This window comes from Lutibacter oricola, assembly GCF_900106565.1.
GTDB classification, from domain to species: Bacteria; Bacteroidota; Bacteroidia; order Flavobacteriales; family Flavobacteriaceae; genus Lutibacter; species Lutibacter oricola.
In genome coordinates this window covers 165,772-182,316 of record NZ_FNNJ01000002.1, presented here as the reverse complement: position 1 = coordinate 182,316, position 16,545 = coordinate 165,772, and the positions used below count along the sequence as shown (strand labels likewise).

At 28.6% G+C, this 16,545-nt stretch carries 16 protein-coding genes; 6 read left to right on the top strand and 10 right to left on the bottom strand.

The genetic code is table 11. The features are described 5' to 3' along the window. Nucleotides 1-6: 6 nt before the first annotated feature. A complete protein-coding gene (gene holA / locus BLU40_RS05485) occupies nucleotides 7-1,011 on the bottom strand; it encodes a DNA polymerase III subunit delta (RefSeq protein ID WP_090120827.1) in 1,005 nt (334 codons plus the stop codon). Between the two features lie 29 nt (nucleotides 1,012-1,040). Here holA and BLU40_RS05480 point away from each other — a divergent pair, with 29 nt between their 5' ends. Continuing rightward, nucleotides 1,041-1,487, top strand: coding sequence for a type I restriction enzyme HsdR N-terminal domain-containing protein (locus tag BLU40_RS05480; protein ID WP_090120823.1), 447 nt, complete (start codon nucleotides 1,041-1,043; stop codon nucleotides 1,485-1,487). Nucleotides 1,488-1,538: 51 nt separating this feature from the next. Beyond that, entirely contained in the window at nucleotides 1,539-2,537 is a 999-nt protein-coding gene (locus BLU40_RS05475) for a glycosyltransferase family 2 protein (RefSeq protein WP_090120820.1), read from the top strand. On the opposite strand, the gene BLU40_RS05470 is transcribed toward BLU40_RS05475, so the two are convergent. Further along, the gene (locus BLU40_RS05470; protein WP_090120816.1) at nucleotides 2,532-3,152 is read right to left on the bottom strand and encodes an L-threonylcarbamoyladenylate synthase; all 621 of its coding nucleotides are present in this window, start codon (nucleotides 3,150-3,152) and stop codon (nucleotides 2,532-2,534) included. The two genes, BLU40_RS05475 and BLU40_RS05470, sit on opposite strands and share 6 nt — an antisense overlap. 34 nt (nucleotides 3,153-3,186) lie before the next feature. Here BLU40_RS05470 and BLU40_RS05465 point away from each other — a divergent pair, with 34 nt between their 5' ends. Further along, on the top strand, nucleotides 3,187-4,068 hold the full coding sequence (locus BLU40_RS05465) for an alpha/beta hydrolase (RefSeq protein WP_090120814.1): 882 nt from the start codon (nucleotides 3,187-3,189) through the stop codon (nucleotides 4,066-4,068). 302 nt (nucleotides 4,069-4,370) lie between these two features. Here BLU40_RS05465 and BLU40_RS05460 read toward each other — a convergent pair whose 3' ends face one another. The 7 genes from BLU40_RS05460 to nusB all read right to left on the bottom strand — a co-directional run bounded on the left by BLU40_RS05460 (nucleotide 4,371) and on the right by nusB (nucleotide 10,128). Beyond that, a complete protein-coding gene (locus BLU40_RS05460; protein WP_090120810.1) occupies nucleotides 4,371-5,069 on the bottom strand; it encodes a response regulator transcription factor in 699 nt (232 codons plus the stop codon). An 11-nt stretch (nucleotides 5,070-5,080) separates the two neighbouring features. After that, on the bottom strand, nucleotides 5,081-6,646 hold the full coding sequence (locus BLU40_RS05455) for a sensor histidine kinase (protein ID WP_090120807.1): 1,566 nt from the start codon (nucleotides 6,644-6,646) through the stop codon (nucleotides 5,081-5,083). 93 nt (nucleotides 6,647-6,739) lie between these two features. Continuing rightward, nucleotides 6,740-7,327 carry a dephospho-CoA kinase gene (coaE, locus tag BLU40_RS05450; RefSeq protein ID WP_090120803.1) on the bottom strand — a complete coding sequence of 196 codons (588 nt, stop codon included), beginning with the start codon at nucleotides 7,325-7,327 and terminating at the stop codon, nucleotides 6,740-6,742. Then, entirely contained in the window at nucleotides 7,324-8,295 is a 972-nt protein-coding gene (locus BLU40_RS05445) for a CdaR family protein (protein WP_090120802.1), read from the bottom strand. The genes coaE and BLU40_RS05445 overlap by 4 nt, the downstream gene beginning before the upstream one ends. Before the next feature lie 76 nt (nucleotides 8,296-8,371). Continuing rightward, nucleotides 8,372-8,689, bottom strand: coding sequence for a preprotein translocase subunit YajC (gene yajC / locus BLU40_RS05440; RefSeq protein WP_090121906.1), 318 nt, complete (start codon nucleotides 8,687-8,689; stop codon nucleotides 8,372-8,374). A 24-nt stretch (nucleotides 8,690-8,713) separates the two neighbouring features. Continuing rightward, nucleotides 8,714-9,163, bottom strand: a complete 450-nt coding sequence (locus BLU40_RS05435) for a DUF1573 domain-containing protein (protein WP_090120800.1) — start codon at nucleotides 9,161-9,163, stop codon at nucleotides 8,714-8,716. 26 nt (nucleotides 9,164-9,189) lie between these two features. Continuing rightward, the gene (nusB, locus tag BLU40_RS05430; protein WP_090120798.1) at nucleotides 9,190-10,128 is read right to left on the bottom strand and encodes a transcription antitermination factor NusB; all 939 of its coding nucleotides are present in this window, start codon (nucleotides 10,126-10,128) and stop codon (nucleotides 9,190-9,192) included. Between the two features lie 175 nt (nucleotides 10,129-10,303). Between nusB and BLU40_RS05425 the strand changes: the two genes are divergently transcribed. Together BLU40_RS05425 and BLU40_RS05420 are read left to right on the top strand one after the other, a co-directional pair. Beyond that, nucleotides 10,304-12,058: an ABC transporter ATP-binding protein gene (locus BLU40_RS05425; protein ID WP_090120797.1), complete on the top strand. Its 1,755-nt coding sequence runs from the start codon at nucleotides 10,304-10,306 to the stop codon at nucleotides 12,056-12,058. Nucleotides 12,059-12,139: 81 nt separating this feature from the next. Further along, nucleotides 12,140-12,511: a PUR family DNA/RNA-binding protein gene (locus tag BLU40_RS05420; protein ID WP_090120793.1), complete on the top strand. Its 372-nt coding sequence runs from the start codon at nucleotides 12,140-12,142 to the stop codon at nucleotides 12,509-12,511. Nucleotides 12,512-12,585: 74 nt separating this feature from the next. On the opposite strand, the gene sucC is transcribed toward BLU40_RS05420, so the two are convergent. Then, nucleotides 12,586-13,779 carry an ADP-forming succinate--CoA ligase subunit beta gene (sucC, locus tag BLU40_RS05415; RefSeq protein WP_090120789.1) on the bottom strand — a complete coding sequence of 398 codons (1,194 nt, stop codon included), beginning with the start codon at nucleotides 13,777-13,779 and terminating at the stop codon, nucleotides 12,586-12,588. 299 nt (nucleotides 13,780-14,078) lie between these two features. Between sucC and BLU40_RS05410 the strand changes: the two genes are divergently transcribed. Further along, nucleotides 14,079-16,520, top strand: coding sequence for a DUF5916 domain-containing protein (locus BLU40_RS05410; protein ID WP_090120785.1), 2,442 nt, complete (start codon nucleotides 14,079-14,081; stop codon nucleotides 16,518-16,520). The last annotated feature ends 25 nt before the right edge of the window (nucleotides 16,521-16,545 follow it).

Below are 16,545 nucleotides of genomic sequence, written 5' to 3'. Positions count from 1 at the left end.
TTATTTTTAGTGAATTATTTTAAAAACCAACTCCTTTAAAATTTCGCCAACAGGTAAAGCATTAGCACCTACACCTTTACTTTTTAAATCCGCTTCTCGTAGTAAAGCTATTATCTGCGACACTTTTCGCATTGGATAATTTTTAGCAGCGTTAGAATAATCTGTTACAAAATACGGATTAATACCTAATGCTTTAGCTACATTATTTTTAGATTTATCATTTAAGCTATGGAATATTAATAACTGAGTAAAAAAACTGTTTAGTAACGAGATTGTCATTACCAACGGATTCGATTTTTGATTTTTAGCAAAATAATTAATTATTTTATTTGAATTTAATATATTTCGCTCACCTATAGCTTTTCGTAACTCAAAATTGTTATAATCTTTACTAATACCAATATTTTTTTCAATATCATCGGCTGTAATTTTAGAATTTTCAGGTAAAATAACCATCAATTTATCTAACTCATTACTAATTCTACTTAAATCACTTCCTAAAAACTCCACCAACATTAAAGCTGCCTTCGTTTCAATATCATATCTTTTTCCAGAAACTACTCTCCTAACCCAATCTGCAACTTGATTTTCGTATAATTTTTTACTTTCGTAAACAACGCCTACTTTATTAATTGCTTTATAAAGCGCTTTACGCTTGTCTATTTTTTTATACTTATAACAAAGTACTAAAACTGTTGAAGGTTGAACGTTTTGTGCATAACTCGATAATTTTTCTATAGAACGAGATAAATCTTGAGCTTCTTTTACAATAACAACCTGTCTTTCGGCCATCATAGGAAAACGCTTTGCATTGTCTATAATATCTTCAACACTAACATCTCTTCCATACAATACCATTTGATTGAATCCTTTTTCTTCTTCATGAAGGATATTTTTCTCTATGTATTCTGAAATTTTATCAATATAATACGGTTCTTCACCCATTAAAAAATAAATAGGTTTTATATCTCCGTTTTTTATATCAGAAACTATTTTAGTAACGTCACTCATTTATTAAAAAAAATTAGCATTTTTGCTGTATGCAAGTGTTGAATTTACCAACTTACAAATTCAAAATCAAAAGTAACGAAAATAAGTATCTTATTTTTGATATTATTAGAAAAAAATATGTGGTTTTAACTCCAGAAGAATGGGTTAGACAACATATAATTCATTATTTAATTGAAGAAAAAAACTATCCAATTTCTTTAATTGCTGTTGAAAAAAAACTAACTATAAACAACCTAACTAAACGAACTGATATTTTAGTGTTTAATACTAAAGGCTTACCTCACTTAATTGTGGAATGTAAAGCTCCTAAGGTAAAAATAACGCAAAACTCATTCGATCAAATAGCTAGATACAATTTAAAATTAGATGCTACTTATCTAGTTGTATCCAATGGCCTACAACATTACTACTGTTCTATGGATAAAGAAAATGAACAATACGTTTTTTTAGAAAATATTCCACATTACAGCAATTAATTAAGAAAAATTTTAGGCTTTAATTACACTTTTTAAAGTAAGTTTGCACTAATGAAAACAGCTATTGTTATACTTAATTGGAATGGAAAAAAATTGTTGGAAAAATTTATTCCTTCAGTTATTACAAATAGCAAATTAGATAATGTTTCTATTTACGTTGCCGATAATGCTTCAACAGATAATTCTATTAACTTTTTAAAGAAAAACTATCCAGAAGTTAACATTATTAAAAATAAACAAAACGGTGGTTTTGCAAAAGGCTACAATATAGCTTTAGAGCAAGTTAAGGAAGATATTTTATGTTTATTAAACTCTGATGTTGAAGTTACTAAAAATTGGCTTACACCTATTTTAGATACCTTTAAAAAGGAATCTAACACAGCTATTATTCAACCAAAAATACTTGACTTCAAAAATAAAAACAAATTTGAATATGCAGGTGCAGGTGGTGGTTTTGTAGATAAATATGGCTACCCTTACTGCCGTGGTAGATTATTTAATAATATAGAAAATGACAATAATCAATTTAACGATACTACTTCCATTTTTTGGGCTTCTGGAGCTTGTTTCTTCATAAGAAATACGGTTTACAAAAACCTAAAAGGCTTTGATAATCAGTATTTTGCACATCAAGAAGAGATTGATTTATGTTGGCGAGTTCAAAATTTAGGTTACGATATTAAATATATAGGTGCTTCAACAGTATTCCATGTTGGTGGAGCAACATTAAAAGAATCGAGCCCACAAAAAACATTTTTAAATTTTAGAAATAGCTTATTTACACTGGTTAAAAATTTACCTTCAAAAAGAATAATAGGAATCATTTTTATAAGACTAGTTTTAGATGGCGTTGCTGGAATTAAATTTTTAGCTGAATTTAGACCCAAACATACTTGGGCTATTATAAAAGCTCATTTTAGTTTTTACTTCTATTTACCTCAAATACTAAAAAAACGTAAAGCTTTAACTCAAAAAGAGAATTACTACACCCATAAGAGTATTGTATGGAGCCATTTTGTGCAAGGAATTAAAAAATACAACGATTTATAAATTATCTATAGATCCTTTACCTTCTCGCAGCACAACCACATCTCCATCACACAAATCTACAACAGTAGATGCCGTGTTATCACCATAACCACCATCAATAACAATATCTACAATGCTACCCCATTTTTCGTAAATTAACTCTGGATCTGTAGTATATTCAATTAAATCATCTTCATCGTGAATGGATGTTGAAACAATTGGATTTCCCAATCTATTTACTAACTCCCTAATTATTGTGTTGTCTGGCACACGAATACCTATCGTTTTTTTTCCTTTAAACGCTTTTGGCAAATTATTATTACTTGGCAATACAAATGTATATGGACCTGGTAAATTCTTTTTTAAAATTTTATAGGTTGGCGTATCAATTTGACGCACATAATCTGACAGGTTACTTAAATCGTAACAAATAAATGAAAAATTTGCCTTTTGAAGTTTGACTCCTTTTATTTTAGCAACTTTTTCCATTGCCTTTGTATTGGTAATATCGCATCCTAAGCCATAAACTGTATCTGTAGGATATATAATTAAGCCTCCTTTTTTTAATACATCAACCACTTTATCTAACATTTTCTCGCTTGGGTTTTCTTCGTATATTTTTAAAAGTTGTGCCATATTTTATGTATTTTGAGAAAAATTTAATTTTAATATGATGAAATATACATTAAACATAATAAATAAAATATTAATTCTTAGTTTTTTTATAGTTGTAAGCTATAGCTGTTCTAGTAGTGATGATTCAGTAATAATTGATAAAACTACTGCTAAGGAGCTTTTAAATGTTAGTTATGGTAACGAAACCAAACAAGTTTTTGATGTATATTTACCTGCAAACAGAGACGAAAGTACTACCAAAACTTTTGTTTTAGTACACGGCGGAAGCTGGGTTAGCGGAGATAAAAATGATTTAAATGATATTGTTGCTAAATTAAAAGAAACTTATCCTAACTACGCTATTGTTAACGTAAATTATAGACTTGCTGGTATTGGCAAAAGCCCGTTTCCAATGCAAATAGATGATTTAGAAAGTGTTTTTACAAAATTAAAAACGAAAGCCAATGAGTACCAAATTTCAAGTAATTTTGGTTTTATTGGTATTAGTGCTGGAGCTCATTTATCTATGTTATATTCTTATAAATACGATACCGATAAAAATGTAAAAATGGTTTGCAGCATTGTTGGCCCAACAAATTTTACAGATGTTAATTACACTGAAAATCCAGATTATTTAGAAATTTCTCAAGGAATACAATTAGTAACAGGTGTAAATTATGAAACAAACCCTACTTATTATAAAAATATAAGTCCGTATCATGTAGTTACCTCTTCTGCTCCTCCAAGCATTCTTTTTTATGGCGGTATGGATAATTTGGTTCCAACAACACAGGGTGTTGAAATGCAAGCTAAACTTGATGAATTAGGCGTAACCAATCAATTTAAATTATATGAAAACGAAGGTCACGGTTGGGAAGGCGATGCTTTAAACGATACTTATACTAAGCTAGAGAATTTTATAAACACTCATTTCTAAAGCATAATGTGAGATTCTTCACTATCGTTCAGAATGACAACCAGAACTTATATCAAGTACTGTAATTCTGAATAGAGTGATAAAGGAATGAAGAATCTATGTACCAATCAATACGTGAGATTCTTCACTATCGTTCAGAATGACAACCGGAACTTATATCAAGTACTGTAATTCTGAATAGAGTGATAAAGGAATAAAAATCTATGTGTCAACCAATACGTGAGATTCTTCACTATCGTTCAGAATGACAAAATATATTATTACAAAAAAAAGCCTGAAACTTAGTTCCAGGCTTTTTTATTTTATGATTTATCTATTAGTCTAAATCCTTCTCCGTGAATATTTAGTATTTCAACCTGCTCATCTGCTTTTAAATATTTTCTAAGCTTAGCTATATAAACATCCATACTTCTTGAAGTAAAATAATTATCGTCTCTCCAAATTTTTGTTAATGCTAATTCTCTTGGCATTAAGTCATTTTTATAAACTGCCAACATTTTAAGCAACTTACTTTCTTTAGGAGATAATTTTTGAGCTTCACCTCCATTATACGTTAAATGACGTAATTTAGAATTAAAATCAAAACCTCCAATTTTATATTCAAAGGTTTCCTCTTCTGTAGATTTTTCAGACTCTTTACGTTGTAAAATGGCTTTAATCTTATACAGTAATACTTCCGAATCGAAAGGTTTGTTTAAATAATCATCAGCTCCAGCTTCATACCCTTTTAAAACATCTTCTTTCATTGTTTTTGCCGTTAAAAAAATAATTGGAACATCAGAATTTGTTGCTCTAATATCTTTGGCTAATGAAAAACCATCTTTTCTAGGCATCATAACGTCTAAAATACACAAGTCAAAATCGTCGTTTTTAAACATAATTAACCCTTCTAAACCATCTTTGGCGTGTGTTACGTTATAATCGTTTAGCGATAAATAATCTTTTAAAACTGTTCCAAAATTTGGATCGTCTTCAACTAATAAAATTCTACTGTTTTCCATTATAATTAATTTTATATCAAAGGTAATTTAATTGTAAAAGTACTTCCTACTCCTTTTTCACTTTCTACAAATATTTCACCCTGATGAATTTCTACTATTTTTTTAACATATGAAAGTCCTAAACCGTGTCCTTTCACATTATGTACATTTCCTCTTTCTTCTCTATAAAACTTTTTAAAAACATTCTTTTGAACATTTTTAGTCATTCCAATACCTTGATCTTTAACCTTTAATATAATGTTTTTTGGTGTACTTTCCGTAAAAATATCAATTTTAGGCGTTTCTTCAGAATATTTAATGGCGTTATCAATTACATTAACCACAATATTTGTTAAATGAAAATGGTTACCTAATATATCTGTTAATTCTGCATTTAAATGCTCTTTTATATAACCACCTTTATCTTTTATTAATAAATCTACATGCGTAATAGCGTCATATATTATATCGTGTAAATCAACTTTATCTTTTGAAATATCTAACTGATTTTTTTCTAGTTTAGAAATACGCAATACATTTTCAACCTGTCCGTGCATACGTTTATTTTCATCTCTAATCATTTTTACATAACGCTTCACCTTCTCCTGATCACTAATAATTTTAGGGTTTTTTATAGCATCCAACGCTAAATTGATAGTGGCTATAGGAGTTTTAAACTCGTGCGTCATATTATTTATAAAATCTGTTTTAATTTCAGAAATTTGCTTTTGACGTATTAACTGATACAATGCGGTAACAAATGCAATAATAATTATTAAAATAAATAATGCCGATAAACTTAAAATTTTAATAATAGATGAAATTATAAAGTTTTTCTTTTCTGGAAAAGTTACAAACAATTGAAACTTACTATTACCATTTACATCTGCAAACATTGGTACCATGTAACTTTTACCAACTTCTTTTCTAAAATAGCCAGATTTTACTTGTGTTGCTAAACCGTTACTATAAATACCATACTTAAAGTTTGTATTTATACCTCTTGTTTTTAACTCCTTGTCTAAACGCGAAGTTATTTCTCTATTACTTACACGTTTATGAATTGGCATTTTACTAGTAATAGCATCAAAAGCTCTTAAAATATTTGCTTTTTCAACTTCTTTAAATCTACCTGTTTTTACAATTCTTTCTTCTGGAACTTCATCTGTTTTAGTATCAAATAATTTATCTTTTACAAGTACAAACTCTTCTTTACTAAAAACTTCTTTAAAGTTTATAGAATCATTTTCAAAGAACTCTGTTGGAACTTTATAATTGGCCTCAATTATACTTTGTGAATAGGTAAACCTTTCGTTATTAGCTGTATCTATTTTTTCAAAAATATACTTTCTAACATCAGAGTATTTTAAGCTTTTACCTTCACTTTGAAATCTTTCATTCAAATCGTTATAAAAACGTTCAAACTCAGTTTTTTTAATCTCATCAGATACTTTTGCTAAAGAATACTTCACATTTGCTGAAAACTGTTCTTCAGAAATTTGTATTGTATTTTTAATCCAGAAAAACTGAACCGAAATAATACCTATTAAAGAAACACTCATTAAAATAATTATGAGTATAAATATTCTTTTTCCCATTACGTCAAAATTAAAGTTTTAACATTAAAACGAAGTGTTTTTAACTTAAATTAACAGTATTAATAATTTTTTAACAATTTTTTGTGAAAATTCCTAAGATATATTCATTTTAACCAACACGTCAAAAATTACGCTAACTTGCTGCTTTGTAGCCTCTAAGCTATGATTTTTAATTACAAAATTAGACTTCAAAACCTTTTCTTCATCATTCAATTGATTTTTCATTCTACTCTCAATCTCTTCTTTTGTTATTGAATCTCGTTTTAAAATACGCTTAATCCGAATATCTTTATCAGCAATAACGGTAATAATTGAATCACACAGCTCATTACTTCCACTTTCAAACAAAATTGCTGCTTCATAAATAATAATTTTTCCTGCATTATTTTTTACAAACTCATTAAAATGTTCTCTTACTTTTGGATGTACTAATTTATTTAGCCGACTTAATTTACTTTTATCATTAAAAACAATTGAAGCTATATAAGCTCTGTTTAATTTTCCATTTTTATAAGCATCTTCACCAAATAATAGTTTTATTTGCTCCACAAGTTCTAGGTTTAAAACCATTAGTTGTTTTGCCTCTATATCTGCAATAAAAGGAATAGCGCCTAACTTAACAAAAAGCTCTAACACTGTACTTTTACCACTTCCAATACCGCCAGTTAAACCTACTATCATTGTTGTTGAATTAAAAACTCGATTTGAGTTGGAGAAATTTTTAATGTTGAAATAAATTCACTTTGTTGTTTTACAACAGGTGTTAAAAAATTGGTTAACGTATCGTTTTTATACTCGTTATAATCAAAAACTATATGTACACTATTTTTAGTTATTTTGCTGAAGTTTTCCAATCCTGCTTGGTAGGATATTTCTATTTCTTTTGGAAAAGGATTAATTTCAACGCCAACAGGCTTATTAATAATTGAAACTGGAATTTTAAACGATCCTTCTGTAAATTTATCTACTTTACCTGTTATTTTAACGCTTTTTGCAGATACTTCTACATTTTGAGCCGAAACTGGTAAATTTAAACCTATTGTTTCATTTATGTTTTGGTAAATATCATTACGAGTAAATAATGTTGTAGTTATTTTTTGAATAGAATCAATATGTTTTTTAGGTCCACTTATGCTAACCGAATCTGGATTTATATGAATATTATTAACAAAATTATAACCTAATTTAAACGTTAAATCACTCACTAACTCAACCGGAATTTTTTTAAATATTTTTTTACCAAAATCCAAATAAAGCGTATCCTGCAAAACGTTTAACACTTCTACATCTCCTTTTAATTGAGCAGATAAATAACTTTTTTGATTGTTTACTAATAGATAGTAGCCATTTGTGTTTTCGCGTAAATGACTTAAATTTAAATTCAACTCCTTTTTACTCAATTTATATTTTAATAAAGAAAAACCAAGTGCTTTTAAGTCTAAAACAAGCTCTTTATCTGGTGCTTTTTGTAATAGTAAGTTGTTTGGAACATTGATATAATTTACTTCAAAAGTGGCTTTACTTTTATAGGTTTTAGAAAGTTCTACCAACAACCAAATTATTGATGTTAGCACCAAAAAAAACAAAAAGACTTTTACCTTTCTATTATTTAATTTAGCAAAATTTGAATTTATTACAGAGTTTTTCATTGCAAAAAAATAAAGTTAAATATACAAAAAAAGTGAGCTATTGCTCACTTTTTAAAACTTATGTTTTATTTAAAAACTACTTTTTTTCTTTTGGTAAGTACTTTTTACTTAAATCCATAGAAATAGCAGATCTTTCAAATTTAATTTTTCCAGCTCCTGTTTCAATAATAACCGTATTATCGCTATCAACTAAATCTAAAACTTTTCCGTGAATTCCGCTTGTTGTAACAACTTTAGCTCCTTTAGCTAACTCACTTTGAAATTTTTTTTCGTTTTTTGCTTTTTTCATTTGTGGTCTAATCATAAATAAATAGATAACCACAAACATTAATAAAAACGGTAACATACCTGTTAAAGACGCTGTGTCCATTTGTAATAATATTGTATTAAACATATTTTGCATTTTTTGTTTTAATTATTAACTCTTTTTTTCAACCATTCCTTTAATACGAATAATCTCAGTTACTTTTTCTGTATTAGTTTGTAACGTAATAGATTTTGTTTGCTTTCCTGATCTTCCTTTAGAATTAAAAGTAAATTTTAACTCTGCAGATTCTCCAGGCTTAATTGCCTCTTTTGGCCAAGTTGGTACAGTACATCCGCAAGTTGCTTTTGCACTTAACACCATTAAATCTGTTTTACCTGTATTTTTTATGTTAAAAACACCTTCTACTTTTTCGCCTTCAGAAATAGTCCCAAAATCATATTCGGTTTTATCAAACTCAATAACTGGGCTTCCTAGCTTAATTTTACTATCGCGCTCTTTTGCTAATTCAACATTATTTGCGTTAATTTTTTTTGTAGCATCATCTTTACATGATACAAACGCAATACTAAGAATTGCTAATAAAAATGTTATTTTTTTCATTGTATTAATTTTTGTAAAAATATAAATTATAATAATCCTCTTCCTATTTTATTTATTTTTTTTCCACTTTCGAACTCTTTTAAAACTTTGTCTAAAACTCCATTTATAAAAAAGCTACTTTTTGTTGTTGAGTAATCTTTAGAAATTTCGATATACTCGTTAATAGAAACTCTTGCAGGTATTGATGGAAATTTTAAAAACTCGCATATTGCCATTTTAATTAAAATCATATCAATTTCAGCTATACGCTCTGTATCCCAGTTTGGTGTTTTATCTTCAATATCTTTTTCGAATGAAGTATGATTTAAAATGGTTTTTCTAAACAATTCAACAACAAATTTTTTATCATCTTCATCCTTATAAAGTTTCCCAATTATAAAAGCATTTCCTGCCTTTAATTGATTTAGTGTTTTTACAACCCACGTATTTACAAATGGAATATCGTCTACCCAACTAATTGTTTCTCCTTCAAAATAGTCTGCAATTTTTTCATTTGGTGCAATTACATTTTTAAATATTGCAACTACAAACTCTCTATCTTTATTAAAGTTAGAAGTCTCAGTTTCCATATAACTAGTGTAAATTTTGCTTTCTTTAATCTCTTTCAAGATTTCTTTTACATAGTCTGGGTGTAAATACCAACAATCTAATTTGTGGGTTTCAATAAAATCGTTTAATGAAACACTTTCAAAAAGTTGTTTAAAAACTTCGTTGTCAATAAATTTTTTGTTTGGATTTAATTCTTCTTTAGTAGCAAACCTTTTTTTGCTTGAAAGTGCAATATGTTCTTTCTCCATATTCCTTACTTCAACTAAAAGACGAAGAATAATTGCGTACAATTCGTACATTTTATCTATACTATGGTATAGAAACTTCTCCTCTTTAGGAAGGTTGTCATCTTTAGATTGTAGCATTGCATATACCGATTGCATTACTTTAACTCTAATGTGTCTTCTGTTTATCATTTAAAGAACTTTGAATATTGTTTTTTATAACAGCGCAAAAATACTATTATTTTTGAGAATAAGAATATTGTTTTTACTTTTTTAATCAGCGTTAAATGTATCTTAAAATAGATTATTTAAAATTATATTGCCTTATATTCGTGCTTTAAAATTTGAGTCAACGTTTTATTCATTTATGAAAGCATTAAAATACCTAAATAAATATTTTTCAAAATACAAATACCGTTTAATATTAGGTATTATAATTACTGTTTGCTCAAAAATATTAGCTCTACAAGTACCACAAATTATAAGAAACTCTGTAAATACAGCTGAAGATTATAGCAAAGGACTTATTACTGATATAGCGGTTGTTAAAGCGGATTTACTAAACAACATTTTACTTATTGTTGGTGTGGCATTACTTTCTGGTTTTTTTACTTTTTTAATGAGACAAACCATCATTGTAATGTCTCGTTTAATAGAATTCGATTTAAAAAACGAAATTTATGCTCAATATCAACGACTTTCACTAAACTTCTATAAAAAAAATCAAACAGGTGATTTAATGAATAGAATTAGTGAAGATGTTAGTAAAGTGCGTATGTATTTTGGGCCTGCAATAATGTATACAATGAACATGTTGGTGCTTTTTGTTGTTGCAATTATAAAAATGTACAGCATAGACCCTAAACTTACTACATACACATTACTTCCTCTACCTGTATTATCTGTTTCAATTTATATATTAAGCAGAATTATAAATAAACGCAGTACTATTGTACAACAATACCTATCTAAATTAACAGCTAATGCACAAGAAACATTTTCGGGAATTAGCATTTTAAAATCTTATGGTATAGAAAATAAAGCTATTGCTGAGTTTGAAGATTTAACAAATACTACTAAAGAAAAAAATATTGATTTGTTTAAAGCGCAAGCTTTATTTTTTCCATTAATGATTCTATTAATAGGAATTAGCAATGTTATGGTGGTATATATTGGAGGTTTAAGATATATTGAAGGTTCTATATCTTTAGGTGTAATTGCAGAATTTATTATGTATGTAAATATGCTAACTTGGCCTGTAGCTGTTGTTGGTTGGGTTACTTCAATAATTCAACAAGCTGAAGCATCTCAAAAACGTATTAATGAATTTTTAAAACACGAACCTGAAATTAAAAATAACCAACTTAAACCATCTACTATTAATGGTAAAATTGAATTTAAGAACGTTACTTTTACCTATGACGATACTGATATTACTGCTCTAGACAATGTAAGCTTTACTATAAAAAGAGGTGAAACACTTGCAATACTTGGAAATACAGGTTCTGGTAAATCTACCATTATTAACCTTATTGCTCGTTTATACGATGTCTCTAACGGATCTATTAATATTGACAATAAGAATATTGAACAACTAAACTTAGATAACCTTAGACAGTCAATCGGTTTTGTACCACAAGAAGCTTTTCTATTTTCAGACACCATAAAAAACAATATTAAATTTGGAGATGAAAATGCTAGTGATAAAAAAATTGAACAAGCCGCAAAAGATGCATACATACACCATAATATAATCGATTTTAACGAAGGTTACGACACTTACGTGGGCGAAAGAGGTGTTACCTTATCTGGAGGTCAAAAACAACGAATTTCTATTGCTAGAGCAATTATTAAAAACCCTCAAATTTTAATTTTTGACGATTGCCTTTCTGCTGTAGATACTGAAACAGAAGAAATTATACTAAATAACCTTTATAAAATTAGCAAAAACAAGACTTCAGTAATCGTTAGTCATCGAATTTCATCTGTTAAAAATGCAGACAAAATAATCGTTCTAAATAAGGGTAAAATCATTCAACAAGGCTCTCATACTGAATTAGTTGCTATTGACGGATATTATAAAGAACTTTTTGATCAACAACTTTTAGAAAAAGAAATATAAAATACGCTTTTAAATACTTTTATTTTTATAGATTTGTGTGTGTAAATCTAAAATTAAGATTAATTAAATAGAACGTTAATTATGAATGACAAAGAACATTTAGATCAAGAAGAGATATTTTCTCAGGTTTTAAGAGCTGGTAGAAGAACATATTTTTTTGATGTAAGAGCAACAAAGGCCGATGATTATTACTTGACAGTAACTGAAAGCAAGAAATTTACTCACGACGATGGAACTTTCCATTACAAAAAACACAAAATTTATTTATATAAAGAAGACTTTGCCGAATTTAACGAAATGTTACAAGCTGCAACAGACTATATTATAAATGAAAAAGGTGAAGAAGTAATTTCTGAACGTCACCAAAAAGATTTTAAAAGACCATCTGAAGCTGCTGTAGAAGTAGAAGCTACTTCTGAAAGTTTTACGGATGTAAGTTTTGATGATATTTAAAATATCTATCAAATTTAAAAAATAAAAAAGCCGACTAAATTAGTCGGCTTTTTTCATATTATATTATAAGCTTTTTAAGCTAATACTTCTTGTACTTTATCTGCAGCTTCTTGAAATTCGGTAGCAGAAATTACATCCAAACCACTATCATCAATTAATTGTTTAGCTTCAATAGCGTTTGTACCTTGTAAACGCACAATAATTGGAACTTTAATAGCGTCTCCCATATTTTTATATGCGTCAATAACACCTTGTGCTACTCTATCGCAACGAACTATTCCTCCAAAAATGTTAACCAAAATTGCTTTAACATTATCATCTTTCAAAATAATTCTAAAAGCTGTTTCAACACGCTTAGCATCTGCTGTTCCACCAACATCTAAAAAGTTTGCAGGCTCACCTCCAGATTGCTTAATTAAGTCCATAGTACCCATTGCTAATCCAGCACCATTTACCATACAACCAACATTACCATCTAAATCTACATAATTTAAACCTGCTGCATTTGCTTCAACTTCAATTTCGTTTTCTTCACGTAAATCACGTAATTCAGCTAAGTCTTTATGACGAAATAACGCATTGTCATCTAAAGTTACTTTAGAATCAACAGCTAAAATTTTATCGTCTGATGTTTTTAAAACTGGGTTTATTTCAAATAAAGAAGAATCAGACTCAACAAAAGCTGTATAAAGTGACGAAACAAATTTTATCATCTCTTTTAATGCACCACCAGATAAACCTAGGTTAAAAGCAATTTTTCTTGCTTGAAAACCTTGCAACCCTATTAATGGATCAATTTCTTCAGTAAAAATTAAATGTGGTGTTTCTTCTGCAACTGTTTCAATATCCATACCACCTTCAGTAGAATACATAATCATATTTTTTCCTGTTGCTCTATTTAAAAGAACAGACATATAATATTCTTCAGGTTCGTTATCTCCAGGATAGTACACATCTTCAGCCACTAAAACCTGACTCACTTTTTTACCTTGTGGTGGTGTTTGTGGTGTTTTAAGCATCATTCCTATTATATCTTCAGAAATACTTTCTACTTGCTCTAAACTTTTGGCAAGCTTTACTCCACCACCTTTTCCTCTTCCACCAGCATGTATTTGAGCTTTTACTACCCACCAACCCGTACCGGTTTCTGTAGCTAATTGTTTTGCAGCTTCAACTGCTTTTTTATGATTATCGGCAACAATTCCTCTTTGAATTCTTACACCAAAACTGTTCAACAGTTCTTTTCCTTGGTATTCGTGTAAATTCATTAGTTAATAATTTTTGTTTAGGTTTCAACAAATGTAATAAATCAAATTCGATATTTAATATGGAATTTTCATAAAAATTAAGAAAACACCTATAATTATTGAATTTAATAAAAGCTCCAATAACTCTAACCTTTTCTTTTTAATGTAAAATTTTAAAAAAAACTATACAAAACTGTAACAATAAAAATCTTTATATGTCATTAACAATATTAATAACCGTATTATTAACATTTATTTAAGAGCTGAAAAAACACAAGTTAAATATTTTAGCATAATAAATTCAAACAGCTACCTCCTAGATGAAAAACAAACTATTCTTAATTGCCTTATTTATAGCACATTTAGTTCAATCTCAAATAAACCCGAACCCAAAATCTGTTAACGCTCTTAGAATAGAGAATGCACCAAAAATTGATGGTGTTTTAAATGAAGATTTCTGGTTAGTAGCTGAAGAAATGAAAGACTTTGTAATGTTTCGTCCTGGAACTGGAAACAAAGAACCTAAAAACAAAAAAACAATTGTAAAAGTAGCTTATGATGATTTAGCTATTTATTTTGGAGCTTATTTATATGATGATGATATAAAAAATATTTCATTACAATCTTCTACTCGTGATAATTTTGGACAGGTAGATTGGTTCGGAATTATGATAAACCCATTAAATGATGGGCAAAATGATACTGAATTTTTTATTCAAGCCACAGGTAATCAAGCTGATGCAAAAGCAACTCCTAACAACGAAGATTTTAGCTGGAGCGGTGTTTGGCAAAGTGCTGTAAAAATTGATGATGAAAAATGGGTTATAGAAGTTAAAATACCTTATTCTGAATTACGCTTTTCTAATGAAAAAGTTCAAACTTGGGGTTTAAATTTTCATAGAAAATTTAATATTTCTAGAGAGCAGTATACTTGGAATTTTATTGATAGAACTAAAGGAAACATTCAACAATATGCAGGAGAATTAACGGGTTTAGAAAACATCTCACCTCCTATTCGCTTAAGTTTTTTCCCTTATGCCTCAGGCTCATATGCTTCATTTGATGGAACTAACGAATTTGATTCAAGCTTTGGAATGGATGTAAAATTTGGAATTAATGAAGCCTTTACTTTAGACGCCACTTTAATTCCTGATTTTGGTCAAACAGAATTTGACAACATTACCCTTAATTTAAGTCCGTTTGAGCAACAATTTTCCGAAAAAAGAGCTTTTTTTACTGAAGGAACAGAACTTTTTGAAAAAGGCGATTTATTCTACTCTAGAAGAGTTGGTAACAGCCCTACAACATATGTAAATTCAGATGATTTAGAAGACGATGAAGAAATTTCAAACGAACCATCTAGTGTTGATATGCTTAACGCAATTAAAATTTCTGGTAGAAACAAAAAAGGATTAGGAATTGGTTTTTTCAATGCAATAACTCAAAAAACCGAAGCAACTATTAAAAAAACAAAAACGGATTCAGATACAAACGAAGAAATAGTCTCTTACAGAAAACAAATTACAGAGCCTTTTGCGAATTACAATGTACTAGTTTTAGATCAGCAGTTTAATAAAAATTCTTCGGTTAGCTTTGTAAATACAAATGTTTGGAGAGAAGGGTCTTTTAGAGACGCTAATGTTACTGCACTGCTTTTTGACCTAACAAATAAAGCAAACAAATACAAACTTGAAGGTGGAGGCGCATTAAGCACTATAAATGAGTTTGGTAAAATTACTACCGGTTTTTCTAGCGACATAGCATTTAGAGACATCAGTGGAAATTGGCAATGGGGAATCGAAAACCACATTCAAGATACTAAATTTGATAAAAATGATTTGGGTTTTCAAAGAAGAAATAACTTCAATAATTTTGAAACTTATTTGTCCTATAGAATTTTTGAACCTACAGAAAAGCTTAACAATTTTAGGATTACTTTTTGGAATGATTTTGATTACCTTTTTAAACCTAGTAAATTTACCGAGAGCTCAGCAGGGATAAATTATTATATGCAATTCAAAAAAAATAATCTTGCATATGGCGGAAATATTAACGGTAACATTGGTAAAGAATATGATTTTTTTGAACCAAGAGTTGAAGGACGCTACTTTAAAAAACCGAGTAGAGCAGCTATTGGACAATGGATTTCAACAGATTACAATAAAAAACTTGCTTTAGATACCGATTTTTTTGTTTCACAAAGATTAAATGATAATAACACTTTTTTTAAATTTGGATTTTCGCCTAGATATAGGTTTACCGACAACCTTTTATTAGTATATGAATTTAACTTTGCGTTAGATGCAAACGATAAAGGGTATGTAACTGTTTTAGATACTAATGATATAATTTTTGGAGAAAGAGACACCAAAGAGTTTGTAAATGCTATTTCAGGTAAATATAATTTTAGTACAAAATCTGCTTTAGGTTTAACCTTTAGACATTATTGGTCGCCAGTTAAATATGATAAAGAGTATTATTTATTAGAGCAAAAAGGAAATTTAACTGAGTACAGCAATTATTCAGAAAATAATGATATAAACTATAATATTTGGAATTTAGACTTAAACTACACTTGGGAGTTTGCTCCGGGTAGCCAGTTAATTGCTTTGTATAGGAATTCAATTTTTAATTCAGATCAATTAGCAGACTTAAATTTTAAAGATAATCTAGATAATTTATTTGAACAACCAGCACTTCACAATGTCTCTTTAAGGCTTGTTTATTATATAGATTATAATAAAGCGAAAAATTGGTTGTAATTAAATTTTAATTGTATTTTCACAT

Coding starts and splice junctions, on each gene's coding strand:
- holA (WP_090120827.1), bottom strand. CDS start 1,011: ATGAGTGACGTTACTAAAATAGTTTCTGATATAAAAAACGGAGATATA.
- BLU40_RS05480 (WP_090120823.1), top strand. CDS start 1,041: ATGCAAGTGTTGAATTTACCAACTTACAAATTCAAAATCAAAAGTAAC.
- BLU40_RS05475 (WP_090120820.1), top strand. CDS start 1,539: ATGAAAACAGCTATTGTTATACTTAATTGGAATGGAAAAAAATTGTTG.
- BLU40_RS05470 (WP_090120816.1), bottom strand. CDS start 3,152: ATGGCACAACTTTTAAAAATATACGAAGAAAACCCAAGCGAGAAAATG.
- BLU40_RS05465 (WP_090120814.1), top strand. CDS start 3,187: ATGATGAAATATACATTAAACATAATAAATAAAATATTAATTCTTAGT.
- BLU40_RS05460 (WP_090120810.1), bottom strand. CDS start 5,069: ATGGAAAACAGTAGAATTTTATTAGTTGAAGACGATCCAAATTTTGGA.
- BLU40_RS05455 (WP_090120807.1), bottom strand. CDS start 6,646: ATGGGAAAAAGAATATTTATACTCATAATTATTTTAATGAGTGTTTCT.
- coaE (WP_090120803.1), bottom strand. CDS start 7,327: ATGATAGTAGGTTTAACTGGCGGTATTGGAAGTGGTAAAAGTACAGTG.
- BLU40_RS05445 (WP_090120802.1), bottom strand. CDS start 8,295: ATGAAAAACTCTGTAATAAATTCAAATTTTGCTAAATTAAATAATAGA.
- yajC (WP_090121906.1), bottom strand. CDS start 8,689: ATGTTTAATACAATATTATTACAAATGGACACAGCGTCTTTAACAGGT.
- BLU40_RS05435 (WP_090120800.1), bottom strand. CDS start 9,163: ATGAAAAAAATAACATTTTTATTAGCAATTCTTAGTATTGCGTTTGTA.
- nusB (WP_090120798.1), bottom strand. CDS start 10,128: ATGATAAACAGAAGACACATTAGAGTTAAAGTAATGCAATCGGTATAT.
- BLU40_RS05425 (WP_090120797.1), top strand. CDS start 10,304: ATGAAAGCATTAAAATACCTAAATAAATATTTTTCAAAATACAAATAC.
- BLU40_RS05420 (WP_090120793.1), top strand. CDS start 12,140: ATGAATGACAAAGAACATTTAGATCAAGAAGAGATATTTTCTCAGGTT.
- sucC (WP_090120789.1), bottom strand. CDS start 13,779: ATGAATTTACACGAATACCAAGGAAAAGAACTGTTGAACAGTTTTGGT.
- BLU40_RS05410 (WP_090120785.1), top strand. CDS start 14,079: ATGAAAAACAAACTATTCTTAATTGCCTTATTTATAGCACATTTAGTT.